This window comes from Pedobacter westerhofensis, assembly GCF_900182595.1.
In the GTDB taxonomy this organism is placed as follows: domain Bacteria; phylum Bacteroidota; class Bacteroidia; order Sphingobacteriales; family Sphingobacteriaceae; genus Pedobacter; species Pedobacter westerhofensis.
In genome coordinates this window covers 132,075-148,450 of sequence record NZ_FXTN01000005.1, presented here as the reverse complement: position 1 = coordinate 148,450, position 16,376 = coordinate 132,075, and the positions used below count along the sequence as shown (strand labels likewise).

At 44.1% G+C, this 16,376-nt stretch carries 16 protein-coding genes; 8 read left to right on the top strand and 8 right to left on the bottom strand.

The window, feature by feature from the left end; all coding sequences use genetic code 11:
• Window positions 1-28 precede the first annotated feature (28 nt).
• From FN831_RS10935 to FN831_RS10920, 4 genes are read left to right on the top strand one after another with little or no spacing between them, the layout of a single operon-like run.
• Entirely contained in the window at window positions 29-1,342 is a 1,314-nt protein-coding gene (locus FN831_RS10935; RefSeq protein WP_142528267.1) for a gluconate:H+ symporter, read from the top strand.
• 34 nt (window positions 1,343-1,376) lie between these two features.
• Window positions 1,377-1,856, top strand: coding sequence for a RidA family protein (locus FN831_RS10930; RefSeq protein WP_142528266.1), 480 nt, complete (start codon window positions 1,377-1,379; stop codon window positions 1,854-1,856).
• The gene (locus tag FN831_RS10925) at window positions 1,849-2,973 is read left to right on the top strand and encodes a D-TA family PLP-dependent enzyme (protein ID WP_142528265.1); all 1,125 of its coding nucleotides are present in this window, start codon (window positions 1,849-1,851) and stop codon (window positions 2,971-2,973) included. The genes FN831_RS10930 and FN831_RS10925 overlap by 8 nt, the downstream gene beginning before the upstream one ends.
• A gap of 9 nt (window positions 2,974-2,982) precedes the next feature.
• Entirely contained in the window at window positions 2,983-4,056 is a 1,074-nt protein-coding gene (locus tag FN831_RS10920) for a dipeptidase (RefSeq protein ID WP_142528264.1), read from the top strand.
• A gap of 24 nt (window positions 4,057-4,080) precedes the next feature.
• On the opposite strand, the gene FN831_RS10915 is transcribed toward FN831_RS10920, so the two are convergent.
• Complete coding sequence (locus FN831_RS10915; protein WP_142528263.1) at window positions 4,081-5,202, bottom strand: acyltransferase family protein; 1,122 nt, start codon at window positions 5,200-5,202, stop codon at window positions 4,081-4,083.
• Window positions 5,203-5,482: 280 nt separating this feature from the next.
• On the opposite strand from FN831_RS10915, the gene FN831_RS10910 reads away from it, so the two are divergent.
• Both FN831_RS10910 and FN831_RS10905 read left to right on the top strand, forming a co-directional pair.
• Entirely contained in the window at window positions 5,483-6,235 is a 753-nt protein-coding gene (locus tag FN831_RS10910) for a hypothetical protein (protein WP_142528262.1), read from the top strand.
• Between the two features lie 52 nt (window positions 6,236-6,287).
• Window positions 6,288-7,040 (top strand): hypothetical protein, encoded by a 753-nt coding sequence (locus FN831_RS10905; protein ID WP_142528261.1) that lies wholly within the window; start codon window positions 6,288-6,290, stop codon window positions 7,038-7,040.
• 9 nt (window positions 7,041-7,049) lie between these two features.
• Here FN831_RS10905 and FN831_RS10900 read toward each other — a convergent pair whose 3' ends face one another.
• Complete coding sequence (locus FN831_RS10900; RefSeq protein ID WP_142528260.1) at window positions 7,050-7,319, bottom strand: helix-turn-helix domain-containing protein; 270 nt, start codon at window positions 7,317-7,319, stop codon at window positions 7,050-7,052.
• A 391-nt stretch (window positions 7,320-7,710) separates the two neighbouring features.
• Between FN831_RS10900 and FN831_RS10895 the strand changes: the two genes are divergently transcribed.
• The gene (locus FN831_RS10895) at window positions 7,711-9,249 is read left to right on the top strand and encodes a glycosyltransferase family protein (RefSeq protein WP_142528259.1); all 1,539 of its coding nucleotides are present in this window, start codon (window positions 7,711-7,713) and stop codon (window positions 9,247-9,249) included.
• On the opposite strand, the gene FN831_RS10890 is transcribed toward FN831_RS10895, so the two are convergent.
• Both FN831_RS10890 and FN831_RS10885 read right to left on the bottom strand, forming a co-directional pair.
• Entirely contained in the window at window positions 9,215-9,730 is a 516-nt protein-coding gene (locus FN831_RS10890) for a DinB family protein (RefSeq protein WP_142528258.1), read from the bottom strand. The two genes, FN831_RS10895 and FN831_RS10890, sit on opposite strands and share 35 nt — an antisense overlap.
• Before the next feature lie 22 nt (window positions 9,731-9,752).
• A complete protein-coding gene (locus FN831_RS10885; protein ID WP_142528257.1) occupies window positions 9,753-10,328 on the bottom strand; it encodes a thymidine kinase in 576 nt (191 codons plus the stop codon).
• A 136-nt stretch (window positions 10,329-10,464) separates the two neighbouring features.
• Between FN831_RS10885 and FN831_RS10880 the strand changes: the two genes are divergently transcribed.
• The gene (locus FN831_RS10880; protein WP_142528256.1) at window positions 10,465-11,706 is read left to right on the top strand and encodes a hypothetical protein; all 1,242 of its coding nucleotides are present in this window, start codon (window positions 10,465-10,467) and stop codon (window positions 11,704-11,706) included.
• Here FN831_RS10880 and rodA read toward each other — a convergent pair.
• From rodA to mreC, 4 genes are read right to left on the bottom strand one after another with little or no spacing between them, the layout of a single operon-like run.
• A complete protein-coding gene (gene rodA, locus FN831_RS10875; RefSeq protein WP_142528255.1) occupies window positions 11,699-12,964 on the bottom strand; it encodes a rod shape-determining protein RodA in 1,266 nt (421 codons plus the stop codon). The genes FN831_RS10880 and rodA overlap by 8 nt on opposite strands.
• On the bottom strand, window positions 12,961-14,991 hold the full coding sequence (gene mrdA / locus FN831_RS10870; RefSeq protein ID WP_142528254.1) for a penicillin-binding protein 2: 2,031 nt from the start codon (window positions 14,989-14,991) through the stop codon (window positions 12,961-12,963). The genes rodA and mrdA overlap by 4 nt, the downstream gene beginning before the upstream one ends.
• On the bottom strand, window positions 14,992-15,507 hold the full coding sequence (locus FN831_RS10865) for a rod shape-determining protein MreD (protein ID WP_142528253.1): 516 nt from the start codon (window positions 15,505-15,507) through the stop codon (window positions 14,992-14,994). It lies immediately after the preceding gene.
• Window positions 15,497-16,336 carry a rod shape-determining protein MreC gene (gene mreC / locus FN831_RS10860; protein ID WP_142528252.1) on the bottom strand — a complete coding sequence of 280 codons (840 nt, stop codon included), beginning with the start codon at window positions 16,334-16,336 and terminating at the stop codon, window positions 15,497-15,499. Before mreC ends, FN831_RS10865 begins: the two co-directional genes overlap by 11 nt.
• Window positions 16,337-16,376 lie beyond the last annotated feature (40 nt).

Here is a 16,376-nt window from a genome sequence, read left to right as displayed (position 1 = left end):
CTGCTCTTCACATTTAAAGAAATTACAGATGACACTTATCCTCGTTCTGTTGTGCATCCTGCTGCTGATCATCATGGTATCAGTACTGCGGATCAATGCTTTTCTGGCTTTCCTCGCCGTTTCTATACTTGCCGGGATTGTACTGGGCATCCCTTTAACAAAAATCGCGGGTTCGGTAGAAAAGGGTATAGGCGATGTGCTGGGTTCCCTGGCAATCATCATCACAATCGGCGCCATGCTGGGCAAGCTGGTTGCCGAAAGCGGGGCTGCCCAGAAAATTGCCTCGGTCATCATGAACATCTGTGGTGAAAAATATATCCAGTGGGGGGTGGTCGCTACAGGTTTCCTGATCGGCATACCGCTGTTTTATGGAATCGGTTTTGTATTGATGATCCCGCTGATCTTTTCCGTAGTATATAAATATAAGCTGCCACCGCTCTATATCGGATTGCCAATGCTGGCCGCTTTGTCGGTAACACATGGTTTTCTGCCGCCGCATCCCTCACCTTCTGCACTGGTCATCCAGTTCAATGCAAATATGGGCTTAACCCTGATGTACGGACTGCTGATTGCTGTTCCGGCTATTGTAATCGGCGGACCTCTTTTTTCGAGAACGCTGAAAAATATACCCTCAACTCCACTGCAGTCTTTCATACCTGTGGAGTTGCCTGAAGATGAATTGCCCGGTACTTTCAACAGCTTTTTTACGGCATTGCTGCCGGTACTGCTGCTGATCCTGGCAACGGTGTTTTCATTTTATGCCGCCAGTTACCCGCAGCTGAAAGATGTGGTTGCACTGGCCGGTCATGCCGATGTGGTTATGATTATTTCTCTTTTTACAGCCACCCTTACGCTTGGTATTTTCCAGGGAAAGAAGATCTCCCGCATCATGAATATCTATGCAGAATCAATTAAGGATGTTGCCCTGATCCTGCTGATCATCGGCGGCTCGGGCGCGCTCAAACAGGTGCTGGTAGATAGTGGTGTGAGTGGGCAGATCGCAGAATTACTTAAGAATCTGCACATGCAGCCGCTGTTCCTGGGCTGGCTGATCACTGCGGTGATCAGGTTTGCGGTAGGCTCTGCTACAGTAGCCGGGCTAACCACTGCCGGAATTATACTGCCTTTAATGATCGCTACTCACACCAATCCCAACCTGATGGTGCTGGCTGTAGGTGCCGGGAGTTTAATGTTCTCTCACGTCAACGATGCAGGCTTCTGGATGTTTAAGGAATATTTTACCCTTACGCTTAAAGATACTTTTAAGTCATGGGCACTCATGGAATCAATCGTTGGTATCATTGGCCTGATTGGTGTACTTTTATTAAACCAAATCGTTTAAAAATATATTAAATCATATCACAAAAAAATACAATATGGAAACTTATAATGCAGATGAGCAATTTGAAAAATTAGGATTAAGCCTTCCGCCGGCACCTTCACCGCTGGGAGTTTATAAGCCTTATCTGGTTGACGGAAAATACCTTTACCTTTCAGGACATGGCCCTGTGCAGGATGATAAAAGCCTGGTCATTGGCCGTATCGGAACGGATATGGACAAAGAAGCAGGTAAACTGGCCGCAAGACAGGTGGGCTTAACCATGTTGTCTACAATCAAAACAAACTTTGGAACATTAAACCGTATCAAAAGGGTGATTAAGGTTTTGGGTATGGTAAACTGCTCGCCGGATTTTGAAAAACATCCTTTTATCATTAACGGATGCAGTGAGCTTTTTGCCGAAATCTGGGGCGAAGAGAATGGAATAGGTACCCGCAGTGCGGTAGGTTTCGGATCATTGCCGGATAATATTCCTGTGGAGATCGAAGCGCTGTTCGAACTCAACGACAATGACTAGCCCCGGCAAGGACAACTGGTATCTGATTAATAATGCTGATCAGCTGGATTCGCCTGCACTGGTATTTTATCCCGAAAGGATTGCCGAAAATATTGTAAGGCTTAAAAACAGCATTAATGATATCAGCAGATTAAGGCCGCATGTAAAGACGCATAAGAACGCTGAGATCACGCGTATGATGATCGAAGCCGGGATCAGCAAGTTCAAGTGTGCTACGATTGCGGAGGCAGAAATGCTGGGGATGTGTAAAGCTCCTGATGTTCTGCTGGCGTATCAACCGGTAGGACCTAAGATCAGCCGTTTTATCGGTCTGATCAAAAGCTATCCTGATACACATTTCTCCTGTTTGTGCGATAATGCTGTATCATTAGAGGCAATTGCTGCGGCTGCGGTTACAGCCGGGCTGCAGCTGGATCTTTTCCTGGACCTGAATGTGGGAATGAACCGCACTGGTATCGTCCCGGATGATCAGGCCGTATTGTTGTATCAGCAGATTGATGCGGAGCCGGGCGTATATGCACGTGGTTTACATGCCTATGATGGCCATATCCATGATGATTCACTGGAGCTTAGAAAAGAAAAATGGCAGGAGGCCCTTAATGGGATCCTTTACGTGAACCAGGAGATCATTGCCGCCGGTTTAGCAAAACCGGTAATTGTTGCAGGAGGTACGCCCACGTATCCCCTATATGCGTCCTTTGATGATGTAGAATGCAGCCCGGGAACTTTTATCCTTTGGGACAAGGGTTATCAGGATGCTTTTGAAGAACAGGAATACCTTACTGCAGCACTGGTGGTGACCAGGGTAATTTCGCTTAACGGCCCTGCTTCACTGACGGTAGATTTGGGGCATAAGTCGGTCGCTGCAGAAAATGAACTGCAGCGGAGGGTTTATTTTTTAAATGCCCCGAAGGCAAAAATGATCGGACAGAGCGAAGAACATCTGGTACTGGATGCCGGTGCAGGACATGGCTTTCAGATCGGCGATGTTTTATACGGACTGCCCATACATATCTGTCCTACAGTTGCACTTTACGGAACGGCGGCACTGGTATCAAACCATCAGGTTAAGGGAGAATGGAAGATCATTTCCCGCGACAGAAAAATTAACATTTAGAAAAAGAACATGTTTACAATAGATGCACACCTCGATTTAAGTATGAACGCGCTGGAATGGAACCGCGACCTGCGGCTGCCGGTTTCTGCCATCAATCAAAGAGAGACAGGATTAACTGATAAACCAGACAGGGCGAAAGCCGTAGTGTCATTGCCTGAGCTGCGTAAAGGACAGGTAGGACTGGTGGTGGCCACTCAGATTGCAAGGTATGTAGCACCGGGCAATAACTTGCCGGGATGGCATTCACCAGAGCAGGCATGGGCACAAACCCAGGGACAGGTGGCCTGGTACAAAGCCATGGAAGAAGCAGGCGAGATGGTACAGATCCATGATCTGGAAAGCCTGAACAGCCACATCCTTTTATGGGAAAGCCATATACCTGATGAAGTAAAGCCGGTAGGGTATATCCTGAGCCTTGAAGGCGCAGATTCAATAGTTACAGTGGAACATCTGGAACGGGCCCATGCCTACGGACTGCGTGCAGTGGGGCCGGCACATTACGGCCCGGGACGTTATGCCCAGGGAACAGACGCCACCGGCTTAATGGGACCAAAAGGCCACGCCCTGCTCAAAGAGATGGAGCGTTTGAATATCATTCTGGATGCTACTCACTTATGTGATGACAGTTTCTGGGAGGCGCTTGATCATTTTAACGGGCATATCTGGGCTTCGCACAACAACTGCAGGGCATTAGTAAACCACAACCGTCAGTACAGTGATGCGCAGATTAAGGAACTTGTAAACAGGGGCGCTGTGATAGGCCTTGCACTGGATGCCTGGATGATGGTGCCAAACTGGGTCCGCGGAACCTCTACGCCCCGGGGAATGCACTGTAATCTTGAAGTAATGGTTGACCATCTTGACCACATTTGCCAGATCGCCGGAAATACGCTGCATATTGGCGTAGGCTCAGACCTTGATGGTGCTTTCGGAAAGGAGCAATGCCCGTATGATATCGAAACTATTGCCGACCTGCAAAAGATCCCTGCGCTTTTAGAAAAACGCGGATATCAGAAACAGGATATACAAAATATGATGCATGGCAACTGGATGAGGTTTCTCAGGAATGCCTGGGGCGGTTAGTGAGCTAACCACCCCGCTCCGGCATTATACCCTGATGTAGATTTTACGTTTGTCCAGTACATACCCTACCAGCCAGCATACGAGCATAAAACTAAGTGCAAACAGCAGAGAGCCTACCGGCCCGGGAGCAATCACCTGGTAAAAATTGTCATTGATCCATTTATGGAAATGCACCCGGAAAATCAGATCGATAATCTCCAGCAACATGCCCGCAACGATATAAATGAACAGTGGATTTTTTCCGAATACTACGAAAAACCCTGTCCACCTGATATATTGTTTTACTTCAATGAGGTACAGCAGCGCAGCAATGATCAGCATGTCAATTCCGCAGGTGATCAGCACAAACGAGCTGCTCCAGATCTTCTTGTTGATGGGGAATACCAGGTCCCATGCCAGAGAGATCAATATGAGGAGTCCGCCGGTAAGCATCAGCTTAGCAATGCTCTCATATCCTTTGCCCTTTTCCTGGATGAACCTGCCGGCAAAATAGCCGGTAATCACATTCACGATAGAAGGAATAGTACTTAAAATTCCTTCAGGATCAAATGGAATACCTTCGCCATGGTAGAGATGCGAATCCCCGAGCATGTACCTGTCCAGCAGGGTGCCTGCATTTCCGGTAATCGTAAGTTCTGCTCCCGGCACACCAAAGACCAGCAGGATGACCCAGTATCCCAGCAGGAAAATTATGCTGGTCCAGATTACCGTTTTTGAAGACAGGTAGTGTACCATTAATGAAGCAATCCCAAAACAAAGCGCTATTCTTTGCAGCACACCAAAAATACGGGTGTGCGAAACCGGTGCAGCAACGATGTGGCCCTGGGCATCAAACCTGAAGAAAGGGAACCAGTACATCAGGTAACCGATGATAAAAATCAGGAAAGTACGTTTGAATATTTTTAGTAAGACATGTGAATTTTCCATTTCATTAAGTTTCTTCATAGAGAAGCTCATTGCATTGCCAACAGCAAACAGAAAAGAGGGAAAAACGAGATCTGTTGGCGTAAATCCGTGCCAGGGTGCATGTTCCAGCATGTCAAATGGTATTGCTCCGCTTCCGGGCGTATTTACAATAATCATAAAGCAGAGCGCCATGCCGCGGAATACGTCCAGAGACAGGAAGCGTTCGGTTATTGGTTTCATCTTGGTGAGTTTAGGTCTTTTGTAGCCCAAAATAAAAAAGAAAGCTGATATTAATTGTCAATTCCTGAATAAAGATGGCTTTTAATTCCTTTACGTATGGATACCACTGCAGGGAGACATTCGGGCTCATTTAGATTTAATTTATTTGATGATAACGAAAATTTAGCTTAATCGGTGATAAAATTATTCGATTATATTACATGAGATAAAAATATTAACTATATTTTTGGAGTGTTATACAAAAGGATTATTTTTCGCATTGTTTGATATTTACAGGCAAATGAACACTAAAGGACAAATTAGACTTAACTACCCTGAAGAATTTAGGATTGCCTGTAAGATTAACAATCTGAGGCATGATGAGTTAATTCAATACTTTATTGATCATGTTTCATTTTATGCTTTTATAGGGGGCAATATGGAACCGCCATTCCTCTGGGCTACTGCTGTAAGTATAGAATGTAAGGCGGTTTTAAATCAGCCTGTTGAAACCATTACTGATGCCCGGATCCAGGAGATCTCTCTCAGGTATATCAAACAACTGACTTCACTACATCTGGAAACAGATTTTTCCCGGGACAAAGAAACGCGCACAAGTGTTTCATTAATGAAAGAATGGTCGCAGGAAATGCTTCCCCTTACCGATTATAAAATGGACCTTTACACTGAGGACAACCATTTATTTAACTTAAGCTTTGATTTCAATTTGGTCTGCAGATTGAACGGAATCGATGCCGAACGGCTGTTGCAATATTTTATGGACAGTATTTCCTTAGCCAGGGAAAGAGCTGTCAACGTAATTGAAGAAATCAGGATCACTCCGGGAGTTGCGGTCCTGCTTATTCTGGTAGGAGACCATGAGGAAGTAAAAAACAGGGTTCTTCCGCAACAGGAAATCTACAAAAAGTTTGGTCTTCAGTTACTTAAACTAGATAAAAAACAGAAGATGGAATCTAATCTTGAAAACAGGATGATGGCTTACAGTGCTTTTTACAGGGAATGGTATAATGCACTTAATCAAAATATAAATTAACCGTTTCATTCCATTGTTAGATTGTGATGCTATAAGTAATTAAACTAACACTATGGACGCTAAAGGACAATTCGGACTTTCGTATACAGAAGATTTTAACGTAGCATGTGCCATCAGCTATCTGAAACAGGAAGATGTACTGCGGTATTTCATCAACAGAGTTTCCTTTTATGCTTTCAACGGCGGGGAAATGGAAGCTGTGGCCCTTTCGTCAACACATATTATTTTAGACTGCAGAGAATTTGCGCAGGCTGGTGTAACACCGGTTAGTGACAGGAAGGTGCGGCTGATTTCTATTAAATACATCAGTTTGCTGAGTGATCTTGCCGCAAATACCCATCTTTCTACGGTAGATAAGATGAAGGAAAGTTTTTATATCATGCAGGAATGGGAGACAGAAATGATGCCTCTTGTAGACTTCCCTAAAACATTTTATCTGGATGAGGATCAGTTTCTGGTGCTGACATTCGATTTTAACCTGGTGTGCAGGATGAATGGCTTAAATCCCCAGCAGGTACTGCAATATTTTATTGACCGGATATCCCTGGCCAGGGAGAGGGCTTTGAAAATTATCGGCTTTGCACACAGCGATGCCTGCATGTCGCTTTTTGGAATGATGAAATTAAGCCGTTCAATGAAGCAGTATAAGTTACCTGTACAACTGGAAATACAGCAATGGTATCATGAGAAGCTGCTGATACTGGACGGAAAATTAAAGAATGAACCGGATCTGGATAAGAGGACGACAGGCTATCAGGCTTTTTATGCAGAATGGTACCATACGTTACAGCGGAATCTGAATTAATTGCCTCAGTTATTTATCTTCCTCCTTTTTCTTATTCACCAGCGCCACCGGGGGAAGAAAATCTTTTGGAGACAATCCAAAGTGATCAGCAAAAACATTTATATGTTTCAGATTATACTTTGCAGGATTGCTCAGGTTCTCTACGTTGCCTATAAATGACGCTTTAACACCAATTATATAGGCAATATCTTCCTGCCGCAATTTCTTATCAGCTCTTAATTTTCTGACAAAATCTATCACGTGCTGCTCAATAAGATCTAGTTTTACCTTTCCTTCCATTGTGGGAACTAAGTAATTTATATTCCTGATTATAATTTACAGTCATAGATGTAAATAAGTTTTTTGCCTGGTTTTTAGTTAACTTATTAAAAAATGACAATAAAGATATTATAGACAGGAGTCGAGTTTAAACATATAATTTACCGAAAATCAGTAAATGATAGTATAACTTATTTTATTGAAGTAATTATGGAGATTTTTTGTTTAATCTTTTCTTCAAAAAGATAAATTTAGCAAAAAATATTGGAATAGATCCTTAAAATATGGATTAATATCCTCATTTATCAATAGTTAACTATCTGATTATCCGCAACCGGCTCGCCTTTCTAAATACGATTTATAATGATTGTCATTAAGTATATTTGTACCTGATTATTATATATTCATTACTATGAACAGAGCAAGATTGGGTTTGCCGGTGCTGAAAAATCTGGATTGCCTGCTCATCTCCATGATTGGTATGGCAATAATCCTCCTGTATACCAGGCATGGAGGCATTGGTATATCGCCTGATTCCATTGCCTACCTTAGCGTGGCAAGAAATGTGATTGCCCACGGAGCCGCCGTTGATTATATGCTCAGGCCACTGGTAGATTTTCCTGTATGCTATCCCTTTTTTCTTTCTGTAGCAGGAATGATCAGCCGGGCAGATCCTTTGGTAGCAGCTCCCTGGATCAATGGCCTGCTGATGGCCTGTATCATTTTCATGATGGGATACCTGATTGACTCCTTTTCGGAAGCAACGAGACTGTACAGATGTATTGTATTGCTCTGTATTGCCCTCAGTCCTTCTTTGCTGGAAGTATATTCTATGCTCTGGTCAGAAACAGTATTCATCCTACTGAACATCTTATTTATCGCTGCTTTTTACCATTATCTGCAAAAGCGTACGATATCTTCCCTGCTGATCTGCGGGCTGCTGGCCTCCGTTGCCTGTATTACCCGCTATGCCGGCGTGACACTGATAGGGACAGGATTAATGTTGCTGGTATTCGACAATTCGCTGGAATGGCAGAGAAAGCTGAAACATTGTTTCTTTTTTGGGTTTTCTGCCGTGTCCCTGTTGGTAGTTAACCTTTTACGAAATGCCTCGATTACAGGTTCCCTGACAGGCCCAAGGGTGCGCGGGATTCTGAGTCTTGGAGATAACATCATCTATACTGGAAGGGTGATTTGTGACTGGCTGCCTGTTCCCGGCCGGCAGCCGCAGCTGGTTTCCGGCATAATGATATTTATCTTTTTACTGATCTGTATCCTTTTCCTGCTGCGCAATAGGTTTGGTAAAGCGCAAGTAAGCTCAGAAAATTGTTTTGCAGCTTTATTTATTGTTTATACAGTATTTATTATCGGCATTTCTACGGTTTCACACTTTGAACAGCTCAATAACAGATTATTGTCGCCCTTATATATCCCGATGCTTGTCAGCCTTACCTCATGGCTGCCCGGATCGCTCAGGAAATTGCGGCCTGTGTACTTTAAACCAGCTGCGGGAATGTTACTGTTACTGGCGTTCTTTTTTTTACGGTATCAATGCCAGCAGGTGGCCAGGATGTATAATGATGTTAAAGATTCAGGAATACCGGGCTATACGGAGGACTCCTGGAAAGCTTCTGAAACTGCGCGGTTTTTGCGCGTACACAGGAACTATTTTAGTGCAGATTATGATATTTATTCCAATGCACATGAGGCGGCATATTTTAACGGGGGCATAAGGGCAGAGTCATTGCCGCACAGAAGAGATCAGAACGATATCCGGGATTTTTTTAGTGAGGATGGTTTCTACCTGATCTGGTTTGATAACTTTTCGGACAACGAACTGGTCAAATTTAAAACAATCCGGCAAAATGCCATTGTAGAAAAAAAATATGATTTCAAGGATGGAGATATCTTTTTTATCAGGCCCCGCCATTCTTCAGCACTGCGGCAGTAACCATCAGCTGGCCGATGTGGCGCATGGTATGTTCGGCGCCATGTACAAGCAGGCCTACTACTGTTGACGGAAGCCCTGCGCGCCCGATACCACGATAATCTGTCAGTATGGCCGGATCGGTTTCCTTAATTTGTTTCAGCGCAAGATCTACCTGCCGGCCGAAACGCTCCACCAGTTCTTGCGTTGTATATCCGTGTGCTGCATCTTTGCCCTCTTCCTCCAGTTGAGCAAACTGAAAGGGGCTCAGTCCTTCGCCCCTGGCATAAGTAAATACCCTGTCGAGCACCCCGCTCAGATGCTGTAAATGAAAGCCCGGCGAGGCCATTCCAGCTACACGCTGCCAAAGCAGGGCTGATGGAAATTCATCCATATATTCATTTACTTCTTCGCGTGCCTGCAACAGGGCATGTGCTACAGATTGTAACAGGGGCATAATATCAGGCAGCGGGCCTCTTTGCCATACTTCTTTTTTCTGTGCCATATGTTAATTTTTTTTGGATATCTTAATCTTTAGCGTGAAAACAAATCCTGCACCTGGGCTCATAGCTCTCTTTCTCGCCGAGCAGGATTTTCGCCTCACTGGCTACCCTGCGGAAAGAGTACATTGCAGGATTGCCGCATCGTACACAAACTGCATTCACCTTTGTAACCAATTCTGCAATAGCCATCAGCGCGGGAACAGGGCCAAAAGGTTTACCTGCAAAGTCCATATCCAGTCCTGCCACAATCACCCGCAGGCCTTTGTTGGCAAGTATATTGCAAACTTCAGGCAAGCCGTCATCAAAAAATTGCGCTTCATCAATACCTACAACCTGTGTATCTGCCCTCAGCAGCAGGATCTCGGCAGAGTGGTCAACAGGTGTAGCAGCGATACTATTATAGTTGTGCGATACAACAGCGGTTTCGTCATACCTGATATCAGTGGTAGGTTTAAAAATCTCAACCTTGAGTTTAGCAATCTCTGCACGCTTTAATCTCCTGATCAGTTCTTCGGTTTTGCCGGAGAACATGGAGCCGCAGATGACCTCAATGCTGCCGCCAAACTCTCCTTTGCTATAATTTTGTTCGCTAAATAACATGCTTTTTGCTGAGGGTATCTAAACCTGCGAATATCGCGATTCCGGCTTAATATTTAAGGTTTTTATTCGGCCTAAATTTATAGTACTTTTGAGTGTATTTATCAACATAAAACACCAATTTTCGCGTTATACCACTATGATGAACCAGGAGGACATATTTAAAAAAATAGGACAGATACTCAATGAGTTGAATGAGCAGTATCAATACTTAGCTCAAAATCCTGAAGAGCTGAATGAATTGGAGCTCGAACTCTTTTTGGCAAACTCCAGTTTTTTAACTGATCATGTCCAGATCGTTAGAAAGCTAAATAGCAAATCCATTCAGAAAGCGCTCCCAGAACACGCACTCCCTGAGCATGAGATGATTGAGCAGCAGCCGGTTATCCCGGTTAAAATTGTGGATGAACACAACAGCAGTGCAAATCTTGCAGAAACTCATTCTTTGATACATGGGATTGAAGAAGATATATTTAAAATTGATAAAGAACCCTCCACCTTTGAATTTATCCTGAATGACAAACCTTCAAGTGACAAGTTCGAGTTTGAGGAGAAATCCATAGATGAGATTTTTGACCGGCCGCTGAGTAAAGAAGAAGCGCAGATTATAGCGCAAAAACAGAAACTGAGAGAACTGGACAGCCTGGAAAGCGAACTGCCGGAAGAAGATGAGATCGGGCCTGAGCCCTTTCTGGTATCTGAGCCATTAGAAGCAGAAGAAGAGTCTGATGTGACTGGCCCTGATGAAGATGAATTTGTTGAGAATGAGCCTGCTGAGGCTGAAGATATAGCTGCAGAAAATGCCGAAGAAGATATTGTGGGAGAAACCAATTTTGAACAGCATATCATTGAAGAAGATATAAAAGAGGAAAATGCTGAGCCGTTTAAAGAACCGGAACTGGTAGAAACACCAGACGTTTCAAAGCAGGAGCCGAATGAAGGAACTGAACCAGTAGCAGAAACTAAACCCTATACAGAACCTATACAACAAAGTGAATTGTTCAGTCCTGTAAGCAAGGTTGAAGAAACGCCTGTGTCAGATGTACCTGATGAACAACCTAAAGCCAAGCCTACGCTGAATGACATCCTTTCTGGCAATAACGCTGCAAAAAACTTTAATACCGGTGCGGGCAGAATACCGGTTACTGACCTGAAACAGGCGATCAGTTTAAATGATAAGATGAGGTATATCAAAGATCTCTTTAACGGTTACAACCTCGCTTATGCTGAGGCAATCGATCTGCTCAACAAGATGCCCGATTTTAAAACGGCTGATGCCTTTCTGCAAAATAACTATGCTGTAAAAAACAACTGGGCCTCCAGACAAGATACCGCAGATCAGTTTTATGAATTACTGAATCAACGGTTTCCGGCTAAATAAAGCCCATTCTGTTTGAATCGAGTTTGAGGAAAATAAACAGCAGCACGGTAAAGCTCCATAATGAGGATCCGCCATAACTGATAAAGGGGAGCGGAATTCCGATCACGGGAATAATGCCGATGGTCATTCCTATATTGATAAATACGTGGAAAAAGATGATGCTGGCCACGCAATACCCGTATACCCTGGAGAATGTTGAACGTTGCCTTTCGGCGAGATTGATTACCCTCAGCAGCAGGAAAATATATAGGCCGATAACTACACTGCAACCCACAAAGCCCCATTCCTCACCAATGGTAGAGAAGATAAAGTCCGTACTTTGTTCGGGTACATAACCATATTTTGTTTGTGTACCTTCCAAAAAGCCCCTGCCGGTGATCTGCCCTGAGCCAATTGCAATTTTGGACTGTATGACATTATATCCGGCGCCCTTGGGATCTGTTTTTAATCCCAGCATAATCTCTATACGTGTCCGCTGATGCGGTTCAAGAACTTTTTCGTAAGCCAGTTTCACAAAAAACAGGTAAGCAACTGCAACAATGGTTGCGATGATCATGGAAAACATCATCTTCTGTTTTCGTTTGTTCTGCCAGGCAAAAAATACGCCCACCAGCACAATGATCGGAATGAGGATTGAAATCGGAACAAGAAAATCGGCAATAAACAATACGATCATTCCCAGGAAAATCAGCAGGAAATATCCTGACAGCCCTTCTCTGTACAGCGGAAACATAAAGGCCAGGAATACAAGTGCCGAACCTGTATCGGGCTGAAGCATAATGAGCAGTAATGGAAAACAGATGATCAGTCCGGCAAAGAAAATAGATTTAATATCCCTGAACTTGGGATTAAAATTCCCTACATAACGCGCTACTAGCAGGGCCGTCCCAAATTTAGCGAGCTCTGAAGGCTGGAGCCTGAAGCTTCCCAAAGGGATCCAAGCCTGGTTTCCTGCTACTTTTCGTCCAACAACAAGCACAGCCATCAGCAGCAGCATAGTTATCCCGTACACGATGGGGGAGAACACACTAAAGAATTTTGCATCCAGCAGTAAAATGGAAAAGCCAAGCACCAGTGCGGTCAAAATAAAGATCAGCTGCTTGCCGTAGTTACTGCCAAAATTAAACAGCGTGGAAGTATCGGGGTTGTAGATTGAAGCATAAATATTTACAAAACCAATGGTACATAGGGCCACATAGATTAAAATGGTAATCCAGTCTACATTAAAGAAGAAACGGCCGCCCTGTTGTGTACTCATCTCGTAATTTGTAATTTTTTGTTTTCTGTGGTCTTTTTAACTGGTATTTCAGGCTTCGCCGGTGTTGCTCCTGGCCGGGGCACTATAGGTAAATTTTTTGTGTCAGCGGCTCCTGGTGTTGACGGTGTTCCGGATGCGGCTGTTCCCGGCGCCGCAGTTTTACCGGTAGTATCTTTTAATAAAAACGGAATTTTTGGTTTAGGTACTTCGGGAAGTACCACCTGGTTTTTCATCCATTCTGCACGATCCACCCGGTTGCCCGAAAGCTTGCCTTTCAAATAGGTTTCTGTGATATAACTGGCAATTGGGGCCGCATACGCACTACCATAGCCGGCATTTTCAACAATCACTGCTATGGCTATTTTCGGATTGTCACGGGGGGCAAAACCAATAAAAACAGAGTGGTTTTTTCCATGCGGGTTCTGAACGGTACCCGTTTTTCCGCACATAATGATATCGGGCAGGGCCGAATCCCTTGCTGTACCATAAGGTGCATTTACCGCATCCTGCATGCCATCAATCACAGGTTCAAAATGGGCCACATCAATATCCACCGAATTTCTAACCAGGTATTCTTTTTTTACTTCCTTTTTTTCGCCGATGGCTTTGATCAGGTGAGGCTTGATGTAGTATCCCCTGTTGGCAATTACGGCCATAATATTTGCCATTTGGAGCGGGGTTGCACTCATCTCGCCCTGACCGATAGCCAGCGAGATGGTAGTAGTGTAGCCCCAGTATTTGCCAAATCTTTTTGTATATTCTTCTGAAGTGAAAAGTCTTCCAGGACGTTCAAAAGGCATGTCCAGATCAAGTTTGGAACCAATGCCAAATTTTCTCACCTTGGCCTGCCAGTCGTCATATGCCGCAATCTTGCTCTTGTACTTGCTTTGCGTCATCAGCTTCTGGTAAACATAGCAGGCATAGGTATTGCAGGACCGTGCGAGCCCTCGTCTCAGGGAAATGTTGCCGTCTACGTGTTCGCATCTCACCAGGTGATTTCCCGCCCAGTAACCGCCGGGGCAGTTAAATGTGGTATTGGGATCAATTACCCCTTCCTGTAGTGCAATCAGGTCGTCAAGTGGTTTAAATGATGAACCCGGTGAATAATATCCGGATAATGGCCTTACCGTAAAAGGACGGTTAGGGGAACCGAAAATCTCCATATAATTATTCCCCTGCTGCCTTCCAACCATGAGGTTAGGATCATATGTAGGGCTGCTCACAAATGCCAGTACTTCGCCCGTGCTGGGCTCGATAGCAACAATGCTCCCAACCTTATTGTGCAGCAGCTGTTCGCCCAGTTTCTGCAGCCTGATATCCAGTGAAGAAACCAATGTTTCGCCGGAAGTGGCCAATGTATCAAACTTACCATTAAGGTAACTTCCCTGCGGCACATTCCGGGCATTATATATCGTGTTTTCTACACCCCGTTCTCCCTGCAGCACATCATTATACTGACGTTCTACACCCGCTTTACCAATATAATCGCCAGGGCGGAAATATCCGTTACTTTTTTCAATGTCTTTCTCAGAAACTTCTTTTACATAACCAAAGAACTGGCCTGCTACACTATCAGGGTAATGCCTTACGGTACGGTTTTGTGTTTCAAATCCCACAAAACGGGAGAGCCTTTCCTGCAAAGCGGCATAAGTTTGTACGGAAAGTTGTTTTTCAAAAACAGAGCGCTGGTATCTCGACTGGTTTCTGGCTTTGTTAAAGCGCTTATGAAAACCTTTCATGTCGATGCCGATGATTTTGCAGAGTGCTGCGGTATCAAAAGGCTTCACCAGGTTGGGCGTTACCATCAGGTCGTACACAGGTTCGTTCTGTACCAGTACCTTATTATTCCTGTCGAGGATAATACCACGTGCCGGAAAAGTGTATTTCTTGCGCAGGACATTGCTGTTTGCAGAAAGAAAATAGCGGTCGCTGGCTACCTGTATATAAAATAACTGCCCTAAAAGAATCAGCGCAACTACGATAAACAAGCCTTGTATGATGTATTTTCTATTGAAAAGATTATCCATTTATCGCATTTTTCTATTGTAGAAGATAAATTCTATCAATATAACAGTGAATAAAGTAAAGATACCGCTAAACAGGCATCTTAACAAAGTATACGAGAGTTCTGTTAATTTAAAAGCTTCTAATAGGAAAAGCACCAGATGGTGCGAGAATGTACATAGCAGTGCATACAGGGAGAACCACTTAAAGCCCATGTTGCCCAGAGAAGGCTCCGGTTCATCAAAGTTATCGCGGCTGACTGTAACAGAGATAAACAAGATCCTTACAAACGCCAGTGTTACGCAGGCGGCAGTGTGTACGCCAAGTGTGTCGTAAAAAGCGTCAAGCGTTAATCCTGTGCCAAAAGCTATCAGGTACAGCAACAGGTTTGGGGTTCCAAACGGAAGCAGCAGTAAAAAGAGGATATAGGTAAAGGGAGTAGCCAGGTCATAAAAACTCAGGTTCCTGAGCAACAGGACCTGTATGGAAAGAAGGATAAACCACCTTATGATATTGATTACTATAATTCTACTGTTCATTCGGCAATTTTAATTCTAAAGCTTTCTGTTCCTGCGCCAATTTATCCTTAATTACATACACATACTGTAAAGTACTAAAATCGTTAAAAAGCCTGATCTCGATGGTAAGGAAGTTATCACCGGTAGATATCCCCTTATTACTGATCAGTCCAACGGGAATACCGGGAGGGAATGAACCAAATCCGGAGGTAATCACGGTATCCCTCAATTTCACCTGGATATGATTGGCCACGTCTTTGATAAAAGCTTTCCGTACATCTGAATTGCGGTCGCCCCACACCAGTGAACCAATTGCGTTTGTAGACTTTAGGCTTACACTGATCTTGGCGTCTTTATTCAATAGGGATTCTATCGTAGCCAGGTGATCTGAAACATCCCGGATGATACCCACCACTCCTTTTCCCGCGGATATGACGGGCATGCCGCTTTCAATCCCGTCCAGTGTGCCTTTGTTAATTGTGATGATATTGTTCCGTAATGTGACAGAGTTTTTAATTACCCTGGCGGCAAGATAGGTATACTGCACATGGTTCACCGTATCCTTCACTACAACATTTTTAGCGCTGTCAATACCTTTAAGTGCTAAGAGTTCAGTGTTCAGCTTTGCGTTTTCGAAAGCAAGGCTGTCGTTCACCTCTCCCAGGTTCATGTACCGTTTGAAAACGTTTAACCTGATATACGCCTGACCGACAATTTGATTGGTAGAATTTAAAGTGACGCTCCGCTGATAGGCATTGTTCTTTACAGTGAGCACAACACCAATGGTGAAAAAAATGACGAACAGAAAAAATGCGTTGTATCTGTTTATGAAAATCCAAAGGTTACGCATAGTTCATCATTCTGTATAGGAATATCACCATCAATCATAA

Excerpts from the sequence above, each read along its gene's own strand:
- rodA (WP_142528255.1), bottom strand. The coding sequence starts at position 12,964 with ATGAGTACACAACAGGGCGGCCGTTTCTTCTTTAATGTAGACTGGATT.
- FN831_RS10900 (WP_142528260.1), bottom strand. The coding sequence starts at position 7,319 with ATGGAAGGAAAGGTAAAACTAGATCTTATTGAGCAGCACGTGATAGAT.
- FN831_RS10910 (WP_142528262.1), top strand. The coding sequence starts at position 5,483 with ATGAACACTAAAGGACAAATTAGACTTAACTACCCTGAAGAATTTAGG.
- FN831_RS10885 (WP_142528257.1), bottom strand. The coding sequence starts at position 10,328 with ATGTTATTTAGCGAACAAAATTATAGCAAAGGAGAGTTTGGCGGCAGC.
- FN831_RS10905 (WP_142528261.1), top strand. The coding sequence starts at position 6,288 with ATGGACGCTAAAGGACAATTCGGACTTTCGTATACAGAAGATTTTAAC.
- mreC (WP_142528252.1), bottom strand. The coding sequence starts at position 16,336 with ATGCGTAACCTTTGGATTTTCATAAACAGATACAACGCATTTTTTCTG.
- FN831_RS10865 (WP_142528253.1), bottom strand. The coding sequence starts at position 15,507 with ATGAACAGTAGAATTATAGTAATCAATATCATAAGGTGGTTTATCCTT.
- FN831_RS10880 (WP_142528256.1), top strand. The coding sequence starts at position 10,465 with ATGATGAACCAGGAGGACATATTTAAAAAAATAGGACAGATACTCAAT.
- FN831_RS10915 (WP_142528263.1), bottom strand. The coding sequence starts at position 5,202 with ATGAAACCAATAACCGAACGCTTCCTGTCTCTGGACGTATTCCGCGGC.
- FN831_RS10925 (WP_142528265.1), top strand. The coding sequence starts at position 1,849 with ATGACTAGCCCCGGCAAGGACAACTGGTATCTGATTAATAATGCTGAT.
- FN831_RS10920 (WP_142528264.1), top strand. The coding sequence starts at position 2,983 with ATGTTTACAATAGATGCACACCTCGATTTAAGTATGAACGCGCTGGAA.
- mrdA (WP_142528254.1), bottom strand. The coding sequence starts at position 14,991 with ATGGATAATCTTTTCAATAGAAAATACATCATACAAGGCTTGTTTATC.
- FN831_RS10935 (WP_142528267.1), top strand. The coding sequence starts at position 29 with ATGACACTTATCCTCGTTCTGTTGTGCATCCTGCTGCTGATCATCATG.
- FN831_RS10890 (WP_142528258.1), bottom strand. The coding sequence starts at position 9,730 with ATGGCACAGAAAAAAGAAGTATGGCAAAGAGGCCCGCTGCCTGATATT.
- FN831_RS10930 (WP_142528266.1), top strand. The coding sequence starts at position 1,377 with ATGGAAACTTATAATGCAGATGAGCAATTTGAAAAATTAGGATTAAGC.
- FN831_RS10895 (WP_142528259.1), top strand. The coding sequence starts at position 7,711 with ATGAACAGAGCAAGATTGGGTTTGCCGGTGCTGAAAAATCTGGATTGC.